The organism is Saccharopolyspora sp. NPDC049426 (assembly GCF_040676935.1).
Taxonomy (GTDB): domain Bacteria; phylum Actinomycetota; class Actinomycetes; order Mycobacteriales; family Pseudonocardiaceae; genus Saccharopolyspora.
The window spans coordinates 148,209-167,546 of sequence record NZ_JBFAPZ010000005.1 but is presented as its reverse complement, the minus strand read 5'-3'; the positions used below and the strand labels follow the sequence as shown (position 1 = coordinate 167,546).

General features: G+C 69.3%; 20 protein-coding genes. 9 read left to right on the top strand and 11 right to left on the bottom strand.

Features of this window, described 5'->3' with window-relative positions:
- Positions 1 to 2: 2 nt before the first annotated feature.
- Positions 3 to 1,208: a DUF6346 domain-containing protein gene (locus AB0J78_RS12560; RefSeq protein WP_363789045.1), complete on the top strand. Its 1,206-nt coding sequence runs from the start codon at positions 3 to 5 to the stop codon at positions 1,206 to 1,208.
- Positions 1,209 to 1,262: 54 nt separating this feature from the next.
- On the opposite strand, the gene map is transcribed toward AB0J78_RS12560, so the two are convergent.
- From map to dxr, 7 genes are all read right to left on the bottom strand, one after another.
- A complete protein-coding gene (gene map / locus AB0J78_RS12555; RefSeq protein WP_363789044.1) occupies positions 1,263 to 2,120 on the bottom strand; it encodes a type I methionyl aminopeptidase in 858 nt (285 codons plus the stop codon).
- A gap of 102 nt (positions 2,121 to 2,222) precedes the next feature.
- Entirely contained in the window at positions 2,223 to 2,612 is a 390-nt protein-coding gene (locus AB0J78_RS12550) for a type II toxin-antitoxin system VapC family toxin (RefSeq protein ID WP_363789043.1), read from the bottom strand.
- A 310-nt stretch (positions 2,613 to 2,922) separates the two neighbouring features.
- Complete coding sequence (locus AB0J78_RS12545) at positions 2,923 to 4,707, bottom strand: penicillin-binding transpeptidase domain-containing protein (protein WP_363789042.1); 1,785 nt, start codon at positions 4,705 to 4,707, stop codon at positions 2,923 to 2,925.
- A gap of 76 nt (positions 4,708 to 4,783) precedes the next feature.
- On the bottom strand, positions 4,784 to 5,620 hold the full coding sequence (locus AB0J78_RS12540; protein WP_363789041.1) for a GNAT family N-acetyltransferase: 837 nt from the start codon (positions 5,618 to 5,620) through the stop codon (positions 4,784 to 4,786).
- Between the two features lie 157 nt (positions 5,621 to 5,777).
- On the bottom strand, positions 5,778 to 6,932 hold the full coding sequence (gene ispG, locus AB0J78_RS12535) for a flavodoxin-dependent (E)-4-hydroxy-3-methylbut-2-enyl-diphosphate synthase (protein WP_363789040.1): 1,155 nt from the start codon (positions 6,930 to 6,932) through the stop codon (positions 5,778 to 5,780).
- 385 nt (positions 6,933 to 7,317) lie between these two features.
- Complete coding sequence (locus AB0J78_RS12530; RefSeq protein WP_363789039.1) at positions 7,318 to 8,601, bottom strand: site-2 protease family protein; 1,284 nt, start codon at positions 8,599 to 8,601, stop codon at positions 7,318 to 7,320.
- Positions 8,601 to 9,836, bottom strand: a complete 1,236-nt coding sequence (dxr, locus tag AB0J78_RS12525) for a 1-deoxy-D-xylulose-5-phosphate reductoisomerase (RefSeq protein WP_363789038.1) — start codon at positions 9,834 to 9,836, stop codon at positions 8,601 to 8,603. The genes AB0J78_RS12530 and dxr overlap by 1 nt, the downstream gene beginning before the upstream one ends.
- A gap of 113 nt (positions 9,837 to 9,949) precedes the next feature.
- On the opposite strand from dxr, the gene AB0J78_RS12520 reads away from it, so the two are divergent.
- Both AB0J78_RS12520 and AB0J78_RS12515 read left to right on the top strand, forming a co-directional pair.
- Complete coding sequence (locus AB0J78_RS12520) at positions 9,950 to 10,219, top strand: GlsB/YeaQ/YmgE family stress response membrane protein (protein ID WP_363789037.1); 270 nt, start codon at positions 9,950 to 9,952, stop codon at positions 10,217 to 10,219.
- Between the two features lie 204 nt (positions 10,220 to 10,423).
- Positions 10,424 to 10,702 (top strand): DUF2631 domain-containing protein, encoded by a 279-nt coding sequence (locus AB0J78_RS12515; protein WP_363789036.1) that lies wholly within the window; start codon positions 10,424 to 10,426, stop codon positions 10,700 to 10,702.
- Positions 10,703 to 10,815: 113 nt separating this feature from the next.
- Here AB0J78_RS12515 and AB0J78_RS12510 read toward each other — a convergent pair whose 3' ends face one another.
- Both AB0J78_RS12510 and rlmN read right to left on the bottom strand, forming a co-directional pair.
- Positions 10,816 to 11,748: a ferulic acid esterase gene (locus tag AB0J78_RS12510; RefSeq protein WP_363789035.1), complete on the bottom strand. Its 933-nt coding sequence runs from the start codon at positions 11,746 to 11,748 to the stop codon at positions 10,816 to 10,818.
- 192 nt (positions 11,749 to 11,940) lie between these two features.
- Positions 11,941 to 13,053 (bottom strand): 23S rRNA (adenine(2503)-C(2))-methyltransferase RlmN, encoded by a 1,113-nt coding sequence (rlmN, locus tag AB0J78_RS12505; protein WP_363789034.1) that lies wholly within the window; start codon positions 13,051 to 13,053, stop codon positions 11,941 to 11,943.
- 98 nt (positions 13,054 to 13,151) lie between these two features.
- Between rlmN and AB0J78_RS12500 the strand changes: the two genes are divergently transcribed.
- From AB0J78_RS12500 to AB0J78_RS12485, 4 genes are read left to right on the top strand one after another with little or no spacing between them, the layout of a single operon-like run.
- A complete protein-coding gene (locus tag AB0J78_RS12500; protein WP_363789033.1) occupies positions 13,152 to 14,078 on the top strand; it encodes a metal ABC transporter substrate-binding protein in 927 nt (308 codons plus the stop codon).
- Entirely contained in the window at positions 14,075 to 14,794 is a 720-nt protein-coding gene (locus tag AB0J78_RS12495) for a metal ABC transporter ATP-binding protein (RefSeq protein WP_363789032.1), read from the top strand. The genes AB0J78_RS12500 and AB0J78_RS12495 overlap by 4 nt, the downstream gene beginning before the upstream one ends.
- Positions 14,791 to 15,678, top strand: coding sequence for a metal ABC transporter permease (locus AB0J78_RS12490; protein WP_363789031.1), 888 nt, complete (start codon positions 14,791 to 14,793; stop codon positions 15,676 to 15,678). The genes AB0J78_RS12495 and AB0J78_RS12490 overlap by 4 nt, the downstream gene beginning before the upstream one ends.
- Before the next feature lie 5 nt (positions 15,679 to 15,683).
- The gene (locus tag AB0J78_RS12485) at positions 15,684 to 16,370 is read left to right on the top strand and encodes a metal-dependent transcriptional regulator (RefSeq protein WP_363789030.1); all 687 of its coding nucleotides are present in this window, start codon (positions 15,684 to 15,686) and stop codon (positions 16,368 to 16,370) included.
- Here AB0J78_RS12485 and AB0J78_RS12480 read toward each other — a convergent pair.
- Positions 16,354 to 16,833, bottom strand: a complete 480-nt coding sequence (locus tag AB0J78_RS12480; protein ID WP_363789029.1) for a hypothetical protein — start codon at positions 16,831 to 16,833, stop codon at positions 16,354 to 16,356. The two genes, AB0J78_RS12485 and AB0J78_RS12480, sit on opposite strands and share 17 nt — an antisense overlap.
- Before the next feature lie 189 nt (positions 16,834 to 17,022).
- Here AB0J78_RS12480 and AB0J78_RS12475 point away from each other — a divergent pair, with 189 nt between their 5' ends.
- Entirely contained in the window at positions 17,023 to 17,790 is a 768-nt protein-coding gene (locus tag AB0J78_RS12475; protein ID WP_363789028.1) for a VOC family protein, read from the top strand.
- On the opposite strand, the gene AB0J78_RS12470 is transcribed toward AB0J78_RS12475, so the two are convergent.
- Entirely contained in the window at positions 17,791 to 18,675 is an 885-nt protein-coding gene (locus tag AB0J78_RS12470) for a sigma-70 family RNA polymerase sigma factor (protein WP_363789027.1), read from the bottom strand.
- 75 nt (positions 18,676 to 18,750) lie between these two features.
- On the opposite strand from AB0J78_RS12470, the gene AB0J78_RS12465 reads away from it, so the two are divergent.
- Positions 18,751 to 19,206: a carboxymuconolactone decarboxylase family protein gene (locus AB0J78_RS12465; RefSeq protein ID WP_363789026.1), complete on the top strand. Its 456-nt coding sequence runs from the start codon at positions 18,751 to 18,753 to the stop codon at positions 19,204 to 19,206.
- Positions 19,207 to 19,338 lie beyond the last annotated feature (132 nt).

Genomic DNA, 19,338 nt, shown 5'->3' with positions numbered 1-19,338 from the left:
GCGTGGCGGTGTGGCGTTCGGACGAGCTGCCGGTCCGCATGGCGAAGCTCGTCGGTGGCCTCGTCGTCACGGCGTGCATCGCGATGCTGTGGCCCACGATCATCTTCTCGTTCCCGGAGAAGCACGAGCGGCCGAACGCCACCGCGCTGGTCCAGTCCTGCGAAGACACCGGGCCCGTCACGCGACGCGGCTTCGGGCACAACTGGGATTGCACGTTCCAAGTCCGGGACGACGAGACCGGGAAGTCCTGGACGACGACCACCGACATGAACCTCTTCTCCCCCGAGGACGTCGGCGAGGAGAAGAGGCTCACGTGGGGCTACGGCGGTAGCCGGTTCAGCACGAACACAGCGGTGCGCACCTACACCGCTGCGGAGGGCTATTCGGCGGGATTCCGGCTCGTGGTCATCACCCTGGCCACCATCGCCATCGCCCCGCCCGCGCTGTGGATGTTCGCCAAGTCGCTGGTGTGGGGGTACTCGCAGGCGGGGCAACGCGAGTTCTGGGAAAGGATCAGCGGAACCCCCGCGGAAAGGGCCGAGGAACGACGGCGGAAGCAGCAGGAGGAGGCGCGGTTCCGCGAACGCCAGCGCGCCGTCGCCGCAGAACGCCGTGCTCACCGGGAAGCTCGGGCAGCCGGGATCGACGCCCCGTCCCCGGCAGCGGTGCCTGGAGCGAACGCCGCCGTCGTCCGATATCGCGAAGGCTGGGGAATGGTGATCGCCGGCCTCATCTCGAGCGCGGTCGGCAGCCTGTTCCTCTACATCGCGCTCTACCCGGAGGAAGCGGTCCGCAGCTCGTCGAGCGTCGCGAGCGTCGTGGGCTGGTTCTTCGCCGTGATCATCTTCGTCCCGTCGGTGCTGGTGACGGTCCTCGCCGTCGTCATGACCGCGAAGCCGGTGCGGGTGCACGTCGACGAGCGAGGGATCTACCTCCCGTCGAAGGGAGCTCTCGATCTGGTGACCTGGAACGAGGTCCGGGCCCTGCACGGGCGAATGCCGAGGCCGAAGGTCAAGGACGACCCGAACTCAAAGCCGATTCCGGCGGCACTGCTGTTCCAACCTGCCGATGACGGGTTCTTGGCCGCGCACCCGCAGCTCGTGGACGCCGACAACCCGCAGGTTCCCCGGCTGCACCTGCCGGGGAAGTCAACGGTGAACCGGTTGACCCGAGCCATCGCGTCGTTCCGCCCGGACCTGCTGCGCTGACAGTCCACCGCTGAAGGCGGCGGGGCGACTCCGGGGAGTCGCCCCGGCCCGGACTCACTGCTGGGTGAGGATCTCGTTGCCGTCTTCGGTGATGAGGATCGTGTGCTCGAACTGGGCGGTCCAGCTCTTGTCCTTGGTGGTGACCGTCCAGCCGTCTTCCCACATGTCGTACTCGTGGGTGCCGAGGGTGATCATCGGCTCGATCGTGAAGGTCATGCCCGGTTCCAGGACGGTGTCCACCGACGGCTCGTCGTAGTGCAGGATCACCAAGCCGCTGTGGAAGGAGCGGCCGATGCCGTGGCCGGTGAAGTCGCGGACGACGCCGTAGCCGAAGCGCTTGGCGTAGGACTCGATGACGCGGCCGATCACGTTGAGCTGGCGGCCCGGCTTGGCGGCCTTGATGCCGCGCATGGTCGCCTCGTGGGTGCGCTCGACCAGCAGGCGGGCCTCCTCGGAGACGTCACCGGCCAGGAAGGTCGCGTTCGTGTCGCCGTGCACGCCGCCGATGTAGCCGGTGACGTCGACGTTGACGATGTCGCCGTCCTCGATGATCGTCGAGTCCGGGATGCCGTGGCAGATCACCTCGTTGAGCGAGGTGCAGCAGGACTTCTGGAAGCCCCGGTAACCCAGCGTCGACGGATACGCACCGTGGTCGAGCAGGAACTCGTGCACCACGGCGTCGACGGAGTCGGTGGTGACGCCCGGCTGGATCGCCTTGCCCGCCTCGGCCAGCGCCTGAGCGGCGAGCTTGCCCGCGAAGCGCATCGCCTCGATGACCTCGGGAGGCTGCACGTCAGGGTCGGTGTTGCGCTGGGGAGCCGGTTTGTCCACGTACTCGGGACGCTCGATGTGCGCTGGGACTTGGCGGCGCGGCGTCGCAACGCCTGGCTTCAACGGGGCTCGAACCGGCATGCCCCCACTTTAACCACGTTGGCCGCCACGACTCCGGGCGGTGACGGCACCACGCGGAACCATCCGCGATGTGGAACGCCACCGCCCGGACTCCGGAAGTGCTCAGGCCGGGGACGCGGTCGCCAGGCCCGCCTCCTTCGCGGCTTCGATCAGCGCCGGGTCGTAGGAGACGTAGGTCACCGGCTCGTTGCGGATCCCGCAGGCCGAGGCGAGGTGGATCGCCTCCACCGGTCCGAGGTCGGCGCGCAGCTCGCTGGCCGTGTCGAGCACCTCCTGCTGCACCGGAAGCGTCTCCAGCTTGGACACCACGATGGACGCCAGGTCCTCGGCGGCCGGGCCCTGCTCGCGGAAGTTGCGCAGCACGTCGACCTTGGACAGCGCGCTGGTCACCCGCGGCTGCTCCCAGCGATCGCGGATCCACTGGCTCAGCGCCTGGCTCTCCGGTTCGGGGGCGATCATCTTGATCAGCGCGGAAGAGTCGAAGTAGATCAAAACCACTCCTGTTCACACCTGGGGCGACGCCGGCGGCCTTCGGGGGAGGCGGTGCCGGCGCGGTTCGTCGGGGTGCCCGCCGGGATCACGGCGGGCCGATGCGTGTCCGGACGAAGCCGGACACCTGGTTCGCCCCTCGCTGCGGCAACACAACGTGGCGACCGGGATCGCACATCGGAGGTGGCCACACCGGTGACGACCCATCGAGCGCAGCAACGAACCGTCACCACTGCGCTCGATGGGCTACAACCTAGCACCCAACTGACCCTGAGTGATCACCCAAACACGTGAAGCGACATCTCCGGTTCTGTCACAGTCCGCCGAGGAAGCGCTTGGCAGCGTCCACGGACGGGCCGGACGCTCCCGCATCGGTGATGAGCACCGCGAAGGCGACGTCGTCGCGGTAGCCGACGAACCAGCCGTGCGAGTGGGTGCCGTCGCCGAACTGCGCGGTGCCGGTCTTCCCCCGGACCTCGCCCGAACCCGCCAGGCCGCGGGCGGTGCCGCCGGTGACGACCTCGCGCATCATCGAGCGCAGCTGCTCCAACGACGCCGGGTCGATCTTCTCCGGCTGGGAGTCGGCGGTCGTCTGCTGACCGCGCATCAGCGTCGGCGTCGGCATGCCGCCGTTGGCGGCCGTCGCCGCCGCCAGCGCCATCCCGAAGGGGCTGGCGAGCACCTTGCCCTGGCCGATGCCGTTGGCCGCGTGCTGCGTGACCGTCTCGGCGTTGGAGACCTTGCCGGTGATCGTCGTCGAGCCGGGCATGTCGAAGTCGACGCCGATGCCGAACTTCTTGGCCTCCTTCGGCAGCGCGTCGTCGGGCAGGTCCACCGACAGCTGCGCGAACGTCGTGTTGCAGGACTGGGCGAACGCGGTGTGCAGCGGCACCCGGCCCAGGTCGAACTCCTTGTCGTTGGGCAAGGTCATGCCGTCGAAGACCTTCTTCGGCGGGCACTCGACCGGCGAGTCGGCGCGGACCTTGCCCGACTCCAGCGCCGCGGCACCCGTGATGATCTTGAACGTCGAGCCGGGCGGGTACTGCCCGGACAGCGCCATCGGCCCCTGCGCGTCGGCCGGATCGTTCTGCGCGACCGCCAGCACCTCACCGTTGGAGGGCTTCATCGCCACGATCATCGCGGGCTGCGGAACCGGGTCCAGCGCCTGCTCGGCGGCGCGCTGCGTGCGGTCCGACAGCGTCACCGAGGTCGGCGGGACCGGCCTCTCGGCGACGGTGTGCAGCTTGCTGATCTCCTTGCCCTTGGTGTCGGCGACGGCCACCTGCCAACCCGCGTTGGCCTTGACCTGCTCGTCGACCTCCTTCGACACACCGGCCAGCACCTGCCCGGCGTAGCCGCGCTCCGAAGCCAGCAACCGCACCTGCGCCGGGAACCGCACCCCGGGCAGGTCGTAGATGCCGGAGCGGACCTTGTCGTAGTCGGCCTGCCGCAAGGTGACGACCTGGTACGGCTGGCCGGGCGGTGTCTTGCCGACGCCCTCGACGATGGACTGCTGGGTGATCTCCGGGTCGACCTGGCGCAGCGCGGCGGCGAGCTTGCCCGCCACGCCCGGCACGTCTCCGGCCTCCTGGCCGTTGAGGCTGACCGTGACCACCGGCTCCGGCCCCATCAGCTGCTTGCCCTCGGAGCCCGTCACGGGTCCGGGCGCGGGCAGCACCTCGCTGTAGGCGAGCGTCTGACCGGCCTCGAGCTTCGGGTGGACCGCCGAAGGCGCCCACAGGACCTTCCAACCCTCGGATTCCTCGGCGAGCTGCACGGTGTTGGTGTACCGCCACACCTTGCCGTCGCCGAAGTCCCAGGAGAGGTCGTACTTGGCCGCCGCGCCCTGCTCGTTCTCGGTCACCTGGCCCAAGCTCGCGTGCGACGCGGTCGGGGCGAGCGTCTTGCGCACCTGCTCCAGCGTGCGGCGCGCGGCGTCTGGGTTGTTGGTCTGAGCCGCCGCACCCGCCACATCACCTGCGGCGACGGCGTTGACGAATGCGGTGGCCACGTCCTTCTCGGATGGTCCGGTGCTGCACCCGGCCACTGGAATCAGCAGCGTTGCGGCGAGCCCGGCCATGATCCGCGAGGAATGCATGCCCGCGAGTATGCCGAAGTCTTGCAGGACACCGAATCTGGGCTCCGGCATAGGGCGCAGAGCGGACGAAACCGCTCTACAGAAGAACAGTCGCGAACTCGCCCACCCGCCGGAAGCCGACCTTCTGGTAGGCCGCGCGGGCTGCGACGTTGTAGTCGTTGACGTACAGGCTGGCGGTGCGACCCAGTCCGCGCACGAGGCGGTCGGCCACCGCCGCCGTCCCGGCGGTTCCCAAGCCCGTGCTGCGGCGATCCGGGTGCACCCAGACGCCCTGGATCTGGCCGACCGTCGACGACAGCGCGCCGATCTCGGCCTTGAACACCACTTCGCCGTCCTCGAAGCGCGCGAACGCCCGGCCGCCCGCGATGAGATCGGCCACTCTCGCCCGGTAACCGGCGGCACCGCCGTCGGTCGAGGGGTCCACACCCACCTCCTCGGTGAACATGGCCACCGCGGCGGGCAGGTAGCGCTCCAGCTCGTCCGGCCGCACCGAGCGCACCAGCGGGTCGGGTTCGACGTGCGGGCGCTCGGAGAGCGCCATCAGCGGCTGCTCGGCGCGGATCTCGCGCGCGGGCCCCCACTGCGCCTCGACCTCCTCCCACAGCGCCAGCACCTGCTCGGACGGGCCGACCAGCGAGGAGCACACCCGGCGGCGGCGCAGCGCACGATCGGCGAAGGCGCGCATCGCGTCCGGGCCACCGCGCAGCGGGACCAGGTTCGCGCCGGAGAAGCACATCCCGCTCAGCCGGCCGCCGTAGCCCCAGAGCTCACCGCCCAGGCGCAGCGGGTGGACACCGGCCTCCTCGACGCGCGCGGCGACCATGCAGGCGGCCACGGGCGCGGAGTCCAGCGCGGAGCGGACCAGATTCGCGTCCCGTTCCTCCATCAAGCGGGCACCGGCAACCTTGAGCACCAGCCAAGACTGCCAGAAATGCCACGCGAACGGCTGATCGGCGGAGATCGACCGAGCCGAACGCAGCCGCGGTCACCCGTTCGGAGCAGCGACAGCGCCCAGGAGAGCACAACGGCCGCCCGGACGGATTCGGACGGCCGATGTGCGCGATGTCGCGTCAGCTGACGGTGACGGTCGGGCTCGCGCCCTCCTCCACGGTCTCGCCCATGTCCTCGGCGATGCGCATGGCCTCTTCGATCAGCGTCTCGACGATCTGGTGCTCGGGCACGGTCTTGATGACCTCGCCCTTGACGAAGATCTGCCCCTTGCCGTTGCCGGAGGCAACGCCCAGGTCCGCTTCGCGGGCTTCACCGGGGCCGTTGACGACGCAGCCCATGACCGCGACGCGCAGCGGGACCTCCATGCCCTCCAGACCGGCGGTGACCTCGTCCGCGAGCTTGTAGACGTCGACCTGGGCGCGTCCGCAGGACGGGCAGGAGACGATCTCCAACTTGCGCGGCCGCAGGTTCAGCGACTGCAGGATCTGGGCGCCGACCTTGATCTCCTCCACCGGCGGAGCCGACAGCGAGACCCGGATCGTGTCGCCGATGCCCTGGCGCAGCAGGGCGCCGAAGGCGGTGGCCGACTTGATGGTGCCCTGGAAGGCCGGGCCGGCCTCGGTGACACCGAGGTGCAGCGGGTAGTCGCACTGCTCGGCGAGGATCTCGTAGGCGCGCACCATGACCACCGGGTCGTTGTGCTTGACCGAGATCTTGATGTCGTGGAAGTCGTGCTCGGCGAACAGGCCCGCTTCCCACAGCGCCGACTCGGCCAGCGCCTCGGGCGTGGCCTTGCCGTACTTCTCCATCAGCCGCGGGTCGAGGGAACCGGCGTTGACGCCGATGCGGATCGGCGTGCCGTGGTCCTTCGCGGCCTGCGCGATCTCCTTGACCTTGTCGTCGAACTTCTTGATGTTGCCGGGGTTCACGCGCACCGCGGCACAACCCGCTTCGATCGCCGCGAAGACGTACTTCGGCTGGAAGTGAATGTCGGCGATGACCGGGATCTGCGACTTCTTCGCGATGGCCGGCAGGGCTTCGGCGTCATCGGCGCTCGGGCACGCGACCCGGACGATGTCGCAGCCTGCGGCGGTGAGTTCGGCGATCTGCTGCAGAGTGCTGTTGATGTCTGCGGTGACGGTCGTGGTCATGGTCTGCACGGAGATCGGGCTTTCGCTGCCCACTCCGACCGGTCCGACCTGCAACTGGCGAGTCTTACGCCGCTCCGCGAGCACCGGGGCCGGGCCTCCGGGCATGCCCAGATCGACGGTCATCGATACCTCTCCACCTCTTCTGGTGTGCTTCGGACGGTGTCCCGCCCGCATTCCACGATACCGGCGCACCTTCATCCGGCTGGACGTCCGGGCGTCTGACGGATCACGTTGGGTGATCGACATCGGCCGTTCATATCCCGTTCGGCCCACTACTCAGAGCCGCGCATCACCCTATCGGCGATATTGCGCTCACAAGCACGCGCCATCTCCGTCACCGAGGACGACACGACGTCCCCGGCTGTGAACCCGGTCCACCACAGCGGTGAAATCGCCGAACGCCTGCGGGCCGTTGAGAAACTCGCCACCAAGCCGCTCAGAACCCGCGGCGGTGCGAGCTGAGTCCCACACCTGAAACAGCGGCTCCGCCGCAACTCATCGACAACCCTCAGTACAAAGTCACCGGGTTCACGATGTCGGCTACCAGGACTAGCAGCGAGTACGCGATGAAGATGAGGCTGACCGCGTAGGCCAACGGCATCAGGCGCGCCGTGTCGAACGGTCCCGGGTCCGGGCGCCGGACCAGCTTGGCGAAACCGCGCCTGACCCACTCCCAGGCCGCACCGGCGATGTGCCCGCCGTCGAGCGGCAGCAGCGGCAGCATGTTGAACACGAACAGCGACAGGTTCACGCCCGCGAGCAGGTTGAACATCAGGATGACGCGCTCGTCGACGCCGAACTGCTCGGTGGCCAGCACCTCACCGCCGAGGCGGCTGGCGCCGACGATCCCCACCGGCGAATCCTTGTGCCGCTCACCGCCGAAGATGGCGCTGACCAGGTCCGGGACGCGCTGCGGCAGCTCGACGATCTTCTGCGCGGTCAGGCCGACGAACTCGCCGATGGTGCTCGCCACACCGCCGATGTCCTGCTTGACCAGCACCGAGGTGGGCGAGAGCCCGAGGAATCCGACCGTTTCGTACTCGCTGGTCGAGTTCAGCTTGGGCCGCTCGGTCTGCATCAGGGCCGCGTTGAGCGTCTCCCGGTGCCCGTCGCGCTCGACCACGACCGGGACCGAGCCCTTCGACTGGCGGATCTCCTGCTGCAGGTCGTCCCAGGACTGGAACGGCTTGCCGTTGAACTCCACGATCCGGTCGCCCGGCTTGAACCCGGCCGCCGCCGCGGGCGACGGCTTCGCACCGGGCGGGCACTTCTGGGTGTCCGGCGCGTTGGCCGGCAGCACGCACTCGCTGACCGTGGAGACCGTCAGCGTCGGGGTGTTGATGCCGTGGCCCATCAGGATCGCGGCGAAGATGCCGACCGCCAGGATCAGGTTCATCACCGGCCCGGCCATCATCACGATGATCCGCTTCCACGGGGACCGCTGGTAGAACTGCCGGTGCGCGTCCTCGGGCGTGACGTCCTCGGCCGACATCTGCCGCGCGTCGTCGATCATCGCGCGGAACGGCGAGGACGAGGCGGCGCGGCCGTACTCCTCGTCCTTCTTCGGCGGGAACATGCCGATCATCCGGATGTAGCCGCCGAACGGGATGAGCTTGAGCCCGTACTCGGTGTCGCCCTTCTTGCGCGACCAGATGGTGCGGCCGAAGCCGACCATGTACTCGGTGACCTTGACGCCGAACATCTTGGCGGTCGCGAGGTGACCCAGCTCGTGCCACGCAATGGAGAACAGCAGCCCGAAGAAGAAGATCAGAATGCCAACGACGACCAGCACTACTCCGCCTTCCCTCCGGCCAGCTCGCGTGCCCGGGTCCGCGCCCAGTCCTCGGCTGCGAAGATCTCATCAAGTCCTGACGGCTCGCCGCGCCACTGGTCGGCAGCGGAGAGCGTGTCACCAACAGTCTGCACGATCTCGGTGAACCGGAGTCGGCCGTCGACGAACGCGGCCAGCGCTTCCTCGTTGGCGGCGTTGTAGATCGCGGGCAGGCATCCCCCGCCGGAACCGGCCGCCCGGGCGAGCTCGACGGCCGGGAACGTCTCGTGGTCCAGCGGCTCGAAGGTCCACGCCTGAGCCTCGTCGAACGTCAGCCGCGGCGCGACCCCGGGAACGCGGCGCGGCCACTCCAGGCCCATCGCGATCGGGATCTTCATGTTCGGCGGGCTGGCCTGCGCGATCGTCGCGCCGTCGGTGTAGGTGACCATCGAGTGCACGATCGACTGCGGGTGCACCACGACGTCGATGCGCGGGTAGTCGATGCCGAACAGCAGGTGCGCCTCGATGAGCTCCAGACCCTTGTTGACCAGGGTCGCCGAGTTGATCGTGACGACGTTGCCCATCGCCCAGGTCGGGTGCGCCAGCGCCTGCTGCACGGTGACCTCGGCCAGCTCCTCGCGCGCGCGGCCGCGGAACGGGCCGCCGGAGGCGGTCAGGACCAGCCGGTCCACGTCGCTGCTGTCGTTGCCGAGCAGGCACTGGGCCAGCGCGGAGTGCTCGGAGTCGACCGGGACCAGCTGTCCGGGCGCGGCCTTGTCCAGCACCAGCGCACCACCGGCGACCAGCGATTCCTTGTTGGCCAGGGCGAGCTGAGCGCCCGTCTCCAGGGCGGCCAGCGTCAGGCGCAGACCGCGGGAGCCGTCGACGCTGTTGAGGATCACGTCGGCCGGCGCGGCGTCGATGAGCTCCAGGGCCGATTCCGGCCCGGCCAGCAGGCGCGGCAGCTTGAACCCGCCTTCAGCGTAGCCGCGCTTCTGCGCCTCGGAGTAGAGGGCCAGCTGGACGTCCTCGGCGGCTGTGCCCTTCGCCACGGCGATGACCGGCACCTGGAACTCCAGCGCCTGCGCGGCCAGCGCCTGCGGGTCGCTGCCGCCCGCGGCGAGCCCCACGACCTGGAAGCGGTCGGGGTTGTCGCGCATCACGTCGAGTGCCTGGGTACCGATCGAACCGGTGGAGCCGAGCACCAGAACGGTGCGCGGAGTGGTGTCGCTCTGTGTGCTCGTGTCCGCGTGCATCGCGGCCCATTGTCCCTGAAGGAGGTGAGCAGGTGCCTCTCGCGGTGCACAAATCACCATCCGGAGTCACGATCGGCGTATCGGCCGCTGCCCGATGAACTAAGGAGGCCGTCATGGGCATCATCGGATGGATCGTTCTCGGCTTGATCGTGGGAGCCATCGCGAAGCTGATCATGCCGGGCAAAGACCCGGGCGGCATCATCGTCACCATGCTGCTCGGGGTCGTCGGGGCCTTCCTCGGCGGGTTGCTCGGCCAGTGGATCTTCGGCATCGGCCTCGAGACGTTCTGGTCGTTGCAGACCTGGATCGTGGCGATCATCGGATCGGTCGTCGTGCTCGGGATCTACCGCGTCATCGTCGGCCGCAAGGCGGTCAAGGGGTAGTCACCGCTGACCGTTCACCGGGGTGCCGCGCGAGCCGAGTTCGCGCGGCACCTTTTTCGCTGCTGATGCCGGGCAGGTGGGCGCTGAGACGCCGATCGGGTGTGCGAGGATGAAGGCGATCGTGGATCGCCGTCCCGGCGGTGCGCGAAACCCAAGCAACAGGCTTTCCGGCCGCGCGTGGCCGGTGTGGCGCAGGAGGGGAACGTGGCGAGCACCGAGCTGGAGAAGAAGCCCAGCCAGGCCATCGACCCGGCCGAGGAACCGTCGGTCGAGTGGGGCTGGCACGGCGGTTTCCCGAAGGGCACCCAGATCGCCGGCTGGTTCTCGGTCGTCGCGGTCCTGTGCATGCTCATCGGCAACCACCAGGGCATCCTCAGTGGCGGCGGGCACTTCAAGATGGAAGATGTCTGGCTCATCGGCACGGCCGCGGTCCTGGCCGTCGGCCTGCTCTACGACTTGGCCAAGAACAAGCGCCGTCGCTGACCCAGAACCCCCCGAGAAGCCGCCCCCGGAACTCCGAGGGCGGCTTTTCGCTGCTCATGCCTGCTGTCCCGGTCACCACGGGGCGGTTCGGACAGAACCGCCCGCAGGTGCGCTCAGCGCAACGCGTGCCGGGAGAAGAAGTCCATGATCAGCGGAGTGGCGTCGATCGGCGCGGGCTGATCGGAGTCCGGGTTCGGATGCGTCGCCGGCCAGTCGTGCGCGACCGAGTCCATCCGGTAGTGCGCGACCTCGGCCCCCTCATCGCACGCCCGGTGCTCCACCGCGTGCACCCCGTCGCCGACGTCGCGGGTGACCGGGTCCAGGTCGCAGCCGTTGCGCTCGGCCCAACCCGCCAGCCAGTCCGGGATCGGCGGGAGCCCGCGTTCCGCGTCGCCGTCGTAGGGGATCGTGGCGTCCAGCGACCCGTGGAAGTCGAGGATCGGCGCCGGACGAGTGGGCTCGCAAGCACCGCCCTGCGGGTAGAAGGCACCGGAGACCGGGGCGAAGGCCGCGATCCGGTCGCTCATCCGGCAGGCGAGGACCCCGGTGAAGCCGCCGCCGTTGGACTTGCCCGCGGCGTAGATCCGAGCCGGGTCGACGCAGAGATCGCGCTCCAGCTCGTCGAGCAGGTCACCGGTGAACCGGACGTCGTCGACGTCGGCCGAGTACGGCGCCCCCTGCCAGGCGGTCTCGCCGTCGGTTCCGACGAGCCCCTGCGGGTAGACCGCGATGGCGTCCGTGCCGGAGAACTCCGAGAGCTCCTCCTGGTACGCGGAGTCCCGCGAGTGCCCGTGGAAGGACAGCACCAGCGGAGTCGGCCGCAGCGGCACGTAGTTCTCCGGCACGTGCAGCAGGTAGGTGCGGGTGATCCCACCCGACACGATCTCCTCGGTCACCGATTCCCCGGGCGCGACGGCGGTGTTCCCGCAGCCCGTCGACACCGCCCGGTGATCGGGCGCCTCGGCGTGGGCGGGAGCGGCGAGCAGCACCAGCGCCGCCGCGACGATCGAATGAACCGCTGCGCCACGAATTCTCAGGTCAGGCACCATTGCCTCCCAGCTCGATCACTCAGACCTGAGGATCATGGGCCACCGGAGGCGAAACCGACCACTTCTGTTCATTGCGGTCACGAATTCACGGCCGGAGCCGCCACACCGCGTCCATCGGAACCGCTTTGGTAGATGATCAGTGGACACCTGACCGCTAGGCCCGTGGGCAGCTGGCCGCTACCCGGTGGGCTACTCCTCGGCTGCGAGCTGGCCGCAGGCCGCGGCGATCTCCTGGCCGCGGGTGTCCCGGACCGTGCAGGAGACCCCGGTTTCGCGGACCCGGCGGACGAACTCGCGCTCGACCGGCTTGGGGCTGGCGTCCCACTTGCTGCCCGGGGTGGGGTTCAGCGGGATCAGGTTGACGTGCGCGAACTGGCCGAGGTGCTTCTTGAGCAGCTTGCCGAGCAGGTCGGCGCGCCAGGGCTGGTCGTTGATGTCGCGGATCAGCGCGTACTCGATCGACACCCTGCGGCCGGTGTGGTCGGCGTAGCCGCGAGCGGCCTCCAGGACCTCGGCGACGTTCCAGCGGTTGTTGACCGGCACCAGCGTGTCCCGCAGCTCGTCGTCCGGGGTGTGCAGCGACACCGCGAGAGTGACGTGCAGGTTCTCGGCGGTCATCTTCCGGATCGCCGGCACCAGGCCCACGGTGGAGACGGTGACCGAGCGCTGCGACAGGCCCAAGCCGTCGGGCGCGGGATCGCAGATGCGGTGCACCGCGTCGATCACCCGGCGGTAGTTGGCCAGCGGCTCGCCCATGCCCATGAACACCACGTTCGACAGCCGCCCGGGGCCTCCCGGGACCTCGCCGTCGCGCATCATGGCCGCCGCCGAGCGGACCTGGTCGACGATCTCGGCGGTCGAGAGGTTGCGCTGCAGGCCGCCCTGGCCGGTGGCGCAGAACGGGCAGGCCATGCCGCACCCGGCCTGGCTGGAGATGCACACCGTCGCGCGGTCCGGGTAGCGCATCAGGACGCTCTCCAGCAGCGTCCCGTCGTGCGCCTTCCACAGCGTCTTGCGGGTGGTGCCCTCATCGGTGTCGAGGTTGCGCACCGGGTTGAGCAGCTGCGGCAGCAGGGCCGAGCCCAGCGCCTCGCGGCTGCCCGCCGGGATGTCGGTCATCGACTCGACGTCGGCGTTGAGCCTGCCGAAGTAGTGGTTGGCCAGCTGCTTGGCGCGGAACGGCTTCTCCCCCAGCTCGGCGACGACGGCCTTCCGCTCCTCGGCGGAGAGGTCGGCGAGGTGGCGCGGCGGCTTGCCGCGGCGCGGGGCGTCGAAGACGAGCGGCAGGGATTTCGTAGACATAGCGCCCTACAGTCTCCCACGTCCGCGGACGACCTTGATGGGCAGCCGGTTGAGCGGACCCGTTGGTCTTCGCGGCCTCCCGATGTATGGTTTTCGGCGTGGCGAAACCTGGACTTGCGAGTCGCCGAAACACGGCCGTCCTGGTCGTGGTCGCGATGCTGGTGTCGGCGTGCAGCACCGGCCTGAGCAAGCCCGATGACGGCCGCAAGCACGTCGTCACCACCTTCACCGTGCTCGCGGACATGGCGCGCAACATCGCCGGCGACGCCCTCGTCGTCGAGTCGATCACCAAACCCGGCGCGGAGATCCACGAGTACGAACCCACGCCCAGCGACATGCTCAAAGCCGCCAAGGCCGACGTGGTGCTGAACAACGGGCTCGGCCTGGAGCGCTGGTTCGACCGGTTCGTGCAGCGCAGCGAGGCCGAGCACGTGACGCTCAGCCAAGGCGTCGAGCCCGTTCCGATCCGCAGCGGCGAGTACCAGGGCAAGGCCAACCCGCACGCGTGGATGTCCCCGCGCACCGCCGCGATCTACGTCGCCAACATCACCAACACCTTCATCCGGATCGACCCCGCGCACGAGGCGACCTTCCGCGCGAACGCCGACGCCTACCTGGCCCGGCTCGCCGAGATCGACCGCTACCTGCGCGACGAGCTCGCCGCGCTGCCCGAGTCGCGGCGGGCGCTGGTCAGCTGCGAAGGAGCCTTCTCCTACCTGACGCGCGACACCGGCATGAGCGAGGCGTACCTGTGGCCGGTCAACAGCGAATCCGAGGGGACGCCGCAGCAGATCAAGGACACCACCCGGTTCGTCCGCGCCAACGGGGTCCCGACGGTGTTCTGCGAATCCACCGTCAACGACGGCCCGCAACGCCAGGTGGCCCGCGAAACCGGCGCCAAGCTGGGCGGGAAGCTCTACGTCGACTCGCTGTCCGGCCCCGAGGGGCCGGTCCCGACCTACCTCGACCTGTTGCGCCACGACGCGCACGTCATCGTCGCCGGACTGCGCGGAGGGACACCTTGACCGCCATCAGCGCCCACCACGTGACCGTCCGCTACGGCGACGTGCTCGCCCTCGACGACGTCTCGGTGGACATCCGCGAAGGTCGCATCTGCGGCCTGCTGGGGATGAACGGATCGGGCAAGTCCACGTTCTTCAAATCCCTGATGGGCCTGGTCAAACCGGATGCGGGCAACATCCGGATCATGGACCGCGACCGCAAGCAGGCGCGGCGCGAAGGACTGCTCGCCTACGTCCCGCAGTCCGAGGCGGTGGACTGGACGTTCCCGGTGACGGTCGCCGACGTGGTGCTGATGGGCCGCTACGGGCACCTCGGGCTCACCCGGCGCGCGCGCCGCGCCGACAAGGCCGCGATGCGCGCGGCGCTGACCCGCGTGGGACTCACCGACCTCGCCGCCCGGCCCATCGGCGAGCTCTCCGGCGGCCAGCGCAAGCGGACCTTCGTCGCGCGCGGCATCGCGCAGGACGCGCGGCTGCTGTTCCTCGACGAGCCCTTCGCCGGGGTCGACAAGAAGTCCGAGGCGACGATCAGCGACCTGCTGCGGGAGCTGCGCGACGAAGGGCGCACCGTGGTCATCTCCACCCACGACCTGGCCAGCGTGCCTGAGCTGTGCGACGAAGCGGTCCTGCTGCAACAGCGCGTGATCGCCCACGGCGCGATCGACGAAGTGCTCGCACCCGAGGTGCTGGCCCGCACGTTCGGGGTGGAGGCGCGATGATCGAGTGGCTGATCGAACCCCTGCAGTTCGGGTTCATGCAGCGGGCACTGCTGGTCAGCCTCGTCGCAGGGCTGGTGTGCGCGGTGCTGTCGTGCTGGGTGACGTTGATCGGCTGGTCGCTGCTGGGCGACGCGGTCTCGCATGCCGTGCTGCCGGGGGTGGTGCTCGCCTACGTGCTGGGGATGCCGTTCTCGGTGGGGGCGTTCCTGTTCGGCAGCCTCGCGGTCGGGCTGATCGCGGGCGTCCGCAACACCACCAAGCTCAAGGGCGACGCGGCGATCGGCGTGGTCTTCACCGGCTTGTTCGCGCTGGGCCTGGTCCTGGTGTCGCGAATCCCCAGCCAGGTCGACCTCAACCACATCCTGTTCGGCAACGTCCTGGGCGTCACCGACTTCGACATCACCCAGGTCCTGATCATCGCCGCCGCGGTGCTGGCGGTGGCGCTGCTCAAGCGCCGCGACCTCACGCTCTACGCCTTCGACCCCACGCACGCGCACGCGATCGGCATCTCGCCGAGGCGGATCAGCACCCTGCTGCTAGCGATGCTGGCGCTGACCGTGGTGGTCGCCCTGCAGGCGGTCGGGGTCGTGCTCGTCACCGCCATGCTGATCACTCCAGGGGCGACCGCGTTCCTGCTGACCAAGAGGTTCCCGCAGATGTTGGCGACGGCCGCCGGCCTGTCGGTGCTGTGCGCGGTGACGGGCACCTACCTGAGCTTCCACGTCGACACCTCGACCGGCGGGATGATCGTGGTCTGCCAGTCGGTGGTGTTCGCCCTGGCCTACCTGCTGGCCCCCGGGCAGGGGCTCGTGCCCCGAGCGCTGCGGCGACGGTCGGTCGTCGGTGACCGAACGACCGCGGGAACGGCGCCGCCCGTATCGTGAAAGTCATGCCGAGCGAAACCGAGCGCCCGTCGCCTTCGGTGGAGGACTACCTCCGGGCGATCTACGGGCTCAGCGAACGGGGCGAACCCGTCACCAACGCGACGCTGACCGCGCGACTCGGACTCAGCCCATCCTCGGTCTCGGGCATGATCAACAAGCTGGACCAGCTGGGCCTGGTCACCCACGTCCGCTACCGCAGCGTCGAGCTCACCACCGAAGGCCGCAGGCTCGCGCACTCCGTGTTGCGCAGGCATCGGCTGATCGAGCTGTTCCTGGTCGAGGAGCTCGACTACAGCTGGGACGCGGTGCACACCGAAGCCGACGCGCTGGAGCACGCCGTCTCCGACGAGCTCGTCGAGCACATCTCCGCCAAGCTGGGCAACCCCACCATCGACCCGCACGGCGACCCGATCCCCACCGCCGACGGCCTGATCCCCGCGCCCAAGACCCTGCAGCTCGACCAGATCGAGCCCGGCACCGTGGGCACCATCGCGCGCGTCTGGGACACCGACTCCGAGCTGCTGCGCTACCTCACCGAGCACGGCATGACGCTGGGTTCGCGGATCGAGATCGTGGAGCGCAAGCCCTTCGGCGGACCGCTGGTGGTGCGCGTCGGGGAGCCCCCGCACGCCGAAACCCACTTCGTCGGCGACGAGATCGTCGCGGCGCTGTCGATCAGTGTGCAGAACTAGGTTCGCCGGTCAGCCGGGAACCGATCGCGTGGGAGCACACCACCTGCTGCGGCGGGCAGTCCGGTAGCGGCTCCGCCTGTGCGACCTCTTCGCCGTAGATCTGCTCGGTGACCAGCCTGCTGTGCAGCTCATCGGTCCGGTGCGCGCCGAGCACCGCCATGAGCAGGTCGAATCGGCTGCTGGTCAACGACACGGCCACGTAGCAGAATCCGCCCATTCCGGCGAAGATCAGGCTCGCGGTGATCCACATGTTCAACGCCTGAGCCAGCGTGATCACCGAAGCACCCAGGGCCAGGGCGGACCCGAACGCGACCGCTCGCGCGATGGTCGCCTGCCGGAGCATCGAGCGGAACACGGGGTGCTGCCGGCACAGCTGCCGGATGATGCGGGCGCGCTCGTGACGGTCCAACTGAGCAAGCCGGCTGAGGCCCGCGGTCACCGGCTGCGCCGCGCGGAATGCCATGGCTGCTCCCGAAAAACCCGACTACGTGCATACGACATCGCCCAGTCGATCACGCGGTCGGACGGCGATCAAGCCGTCATTCGGGGGCTTCGCATTGCGGGAGGGCCGCGAAGACGTGACGCTGCCTACAGAAAGGGCCCGCTCGAACGCGTCGAGGGGCCTCTGGCGCCGTTTTCGGGAGTGATCGCTGTGAGCATCGCACTGGGTGCACCCGGGTGGACCGACCTGACGTCGCACGACGTCGAAGCCGCGCGCGAGTTCTACACCGGGCTGTTCGGCTGGCGCTGGGTGCAGCGCTGCGAGTACAGCATCGCGTTCCGGGACGACACACCGGTGGCCGGGCTGCTGAAGCCGGATTCCGACCACATCCCGACGGCGTGGACGCTGTACCTGGAGTGCGAGTCGACCCGACGCGCGACCGAGCGGATCCGGGCGTTGGGAGGGAAGGTCCTCGTCCCGCCGACCGAAACCCCCGGTCACGAGATGTTCCTGATCGCCGAGGACCCGGGTGGGGCGGTCGTGGGCCTGTGGGAAGCACCGGAGAACGCGGTGTTCGGCTGGGCCCGAGCGGGTGCGCTGTGCTGGGCCGAGGTGCACACCCGCGACGCCTCGGCGGTCGACTCCTTCTACGCGGAGCTGCTGGGCTACCGGCAGGAGCAGATCGGCGAGCCGGGCAGCGATTTCGACTTCACCGTCTGGCACGTCGGCGACCAGCCGATGCTGGGCCGCTTCGAGTCGAGCCGGTCGCTGCCCGCCGACGTCCCGTCGCACTGGCAGCTGTACTTCCAGGTCAACCCCGACCACGACGCCGACGCCGCGGTCGCCAAGGCCCAGTCGCTGGGCGGCGAGGTGCTGCGCGAACCGACCGACTCCCCGTACGGGCGAATGGCCGTGGTGCGGGACGTGGTCGGCGCCACCTTCACCGTCATCGACACCGACCGGCTCACCCCCGAGTGATCAGTCCAGCACCAGCGGGTCGAGTTCCGCGATGTGGTCGCGGTCGCCGATGACCTCGATCTCGGTGATCCGGCCGTCGTGGACGGTCACGACGAAGACCGAGTGCGCCTTGCCGCGAGGCGCGTAGGCCGCGCCGATGGAGTCGCCGACCAGCGCCGGACGCGCCAGCTTGGCGCCGTTCTGGAACGCCTCGGCCACGACGTCGGCACCGCGCGACTCCGCCGTGAGCGCGGGGGCACCGGCCTTGCGGGCGCGGGCGGCGAGGTCCACCGCGCGCTGATCGGCGCGCAGCACCACGTCCGGGTCGAGCACGTTCAGCAGACCCTCGAAGTCACCTTCGCGGGCGGCGCGCAGGAACGCGTCGACGACCTCGCGCTGCGCGACCAGATCGGGTTCCGGCTGTCCGCTCTGCCGAACGCGGCGGCGGGCGCGGCTGGCGAGCTGGCGGGTGGCCGTCGAGCTGCGTCCCACGATCGGGGCGATGTCGTCGAAGGGCACCGCGAACATGTCGTGCAGGACGAACGCGAGGCGCTCGGCAGGTTCGAGCGCGTCGAGCACGACGAACAGGGCCAACCCGACGGAGTCGGCCATCACCGCTTCCGCTTCCGGCGTCGGCCCGTCCGACGGCTCGGGCAGGTCGTCGGCAGGCTGCTCGGGCCTGGAGCGGCGGGCGCGGAGCATGTCCAGGCAGACCCGGCCGACGATCGTGGTCAGCCAGCCGCCCAGGTTGGCGACGTCGTCGGCGCCCGCGCGGTCCACGCGCAACCACGCCTCCTGCACAGCGTCCTCGGCCTCGGCGTGCGAACCGAGCATCCGCAGCGCGACTGCCTTCAACCGCCTGCGGTGCTGCTCGAACCGCTTCGCCAGGAAATCGCTGTCGTCCATCGGTCACGTTCCTCCGTCGCCGCCCGTCATGGGGGTAGACGAGCCGGGACCGGCTCATGTGACAGGGAGGCACTCATGCAAGCACGGATGAACAACCCCGCGATGCTCCTGCCGGACGCGTTCAAGTCGATCCAGGCGCTGCTGAAGACCGTTCACTCGGTCGACATCCCGGCGGAGACCCTGGAACTGGTGCACCTGCGCTCCAGCCAGATCAACGGGTGCAGCTTCTGCGCGCACTACAGCTCCAAGCAGCTCAAGGAGCTCGGGACCAGCGACGACAAGCTCTGGGCGGTGGCCGCTTGGCGGGAGGCCCCCTTCTTCGACGACGGCGAGCGCGCCGCGCTGGAGCTGGCCGAGGCCACGACCCGTCTCGCCGACAGGGGCGACGCCGTCGACGACGAGCTCTGGAAGCGGATCACCGAGCACTACGACGAGGAGCAGATCGCGGCCCTGACGCTCATGATCGGTCTGTCCAACCTCTTCAACCGCGTCAACGCCGTCACCCGGCAACCCGCCGGCGAGACCTTCTGACCGATTTCCGCTGAAATCCGTGTCCCGATTTCCACTGAGATCCGGGCACGGATTTCCATTGAAATCCGGAACCCCGCGCGCGAGAGGTGCCGTGGCGGGCGGGTTTGGTCCGAACCGTCCATGATCGATGTC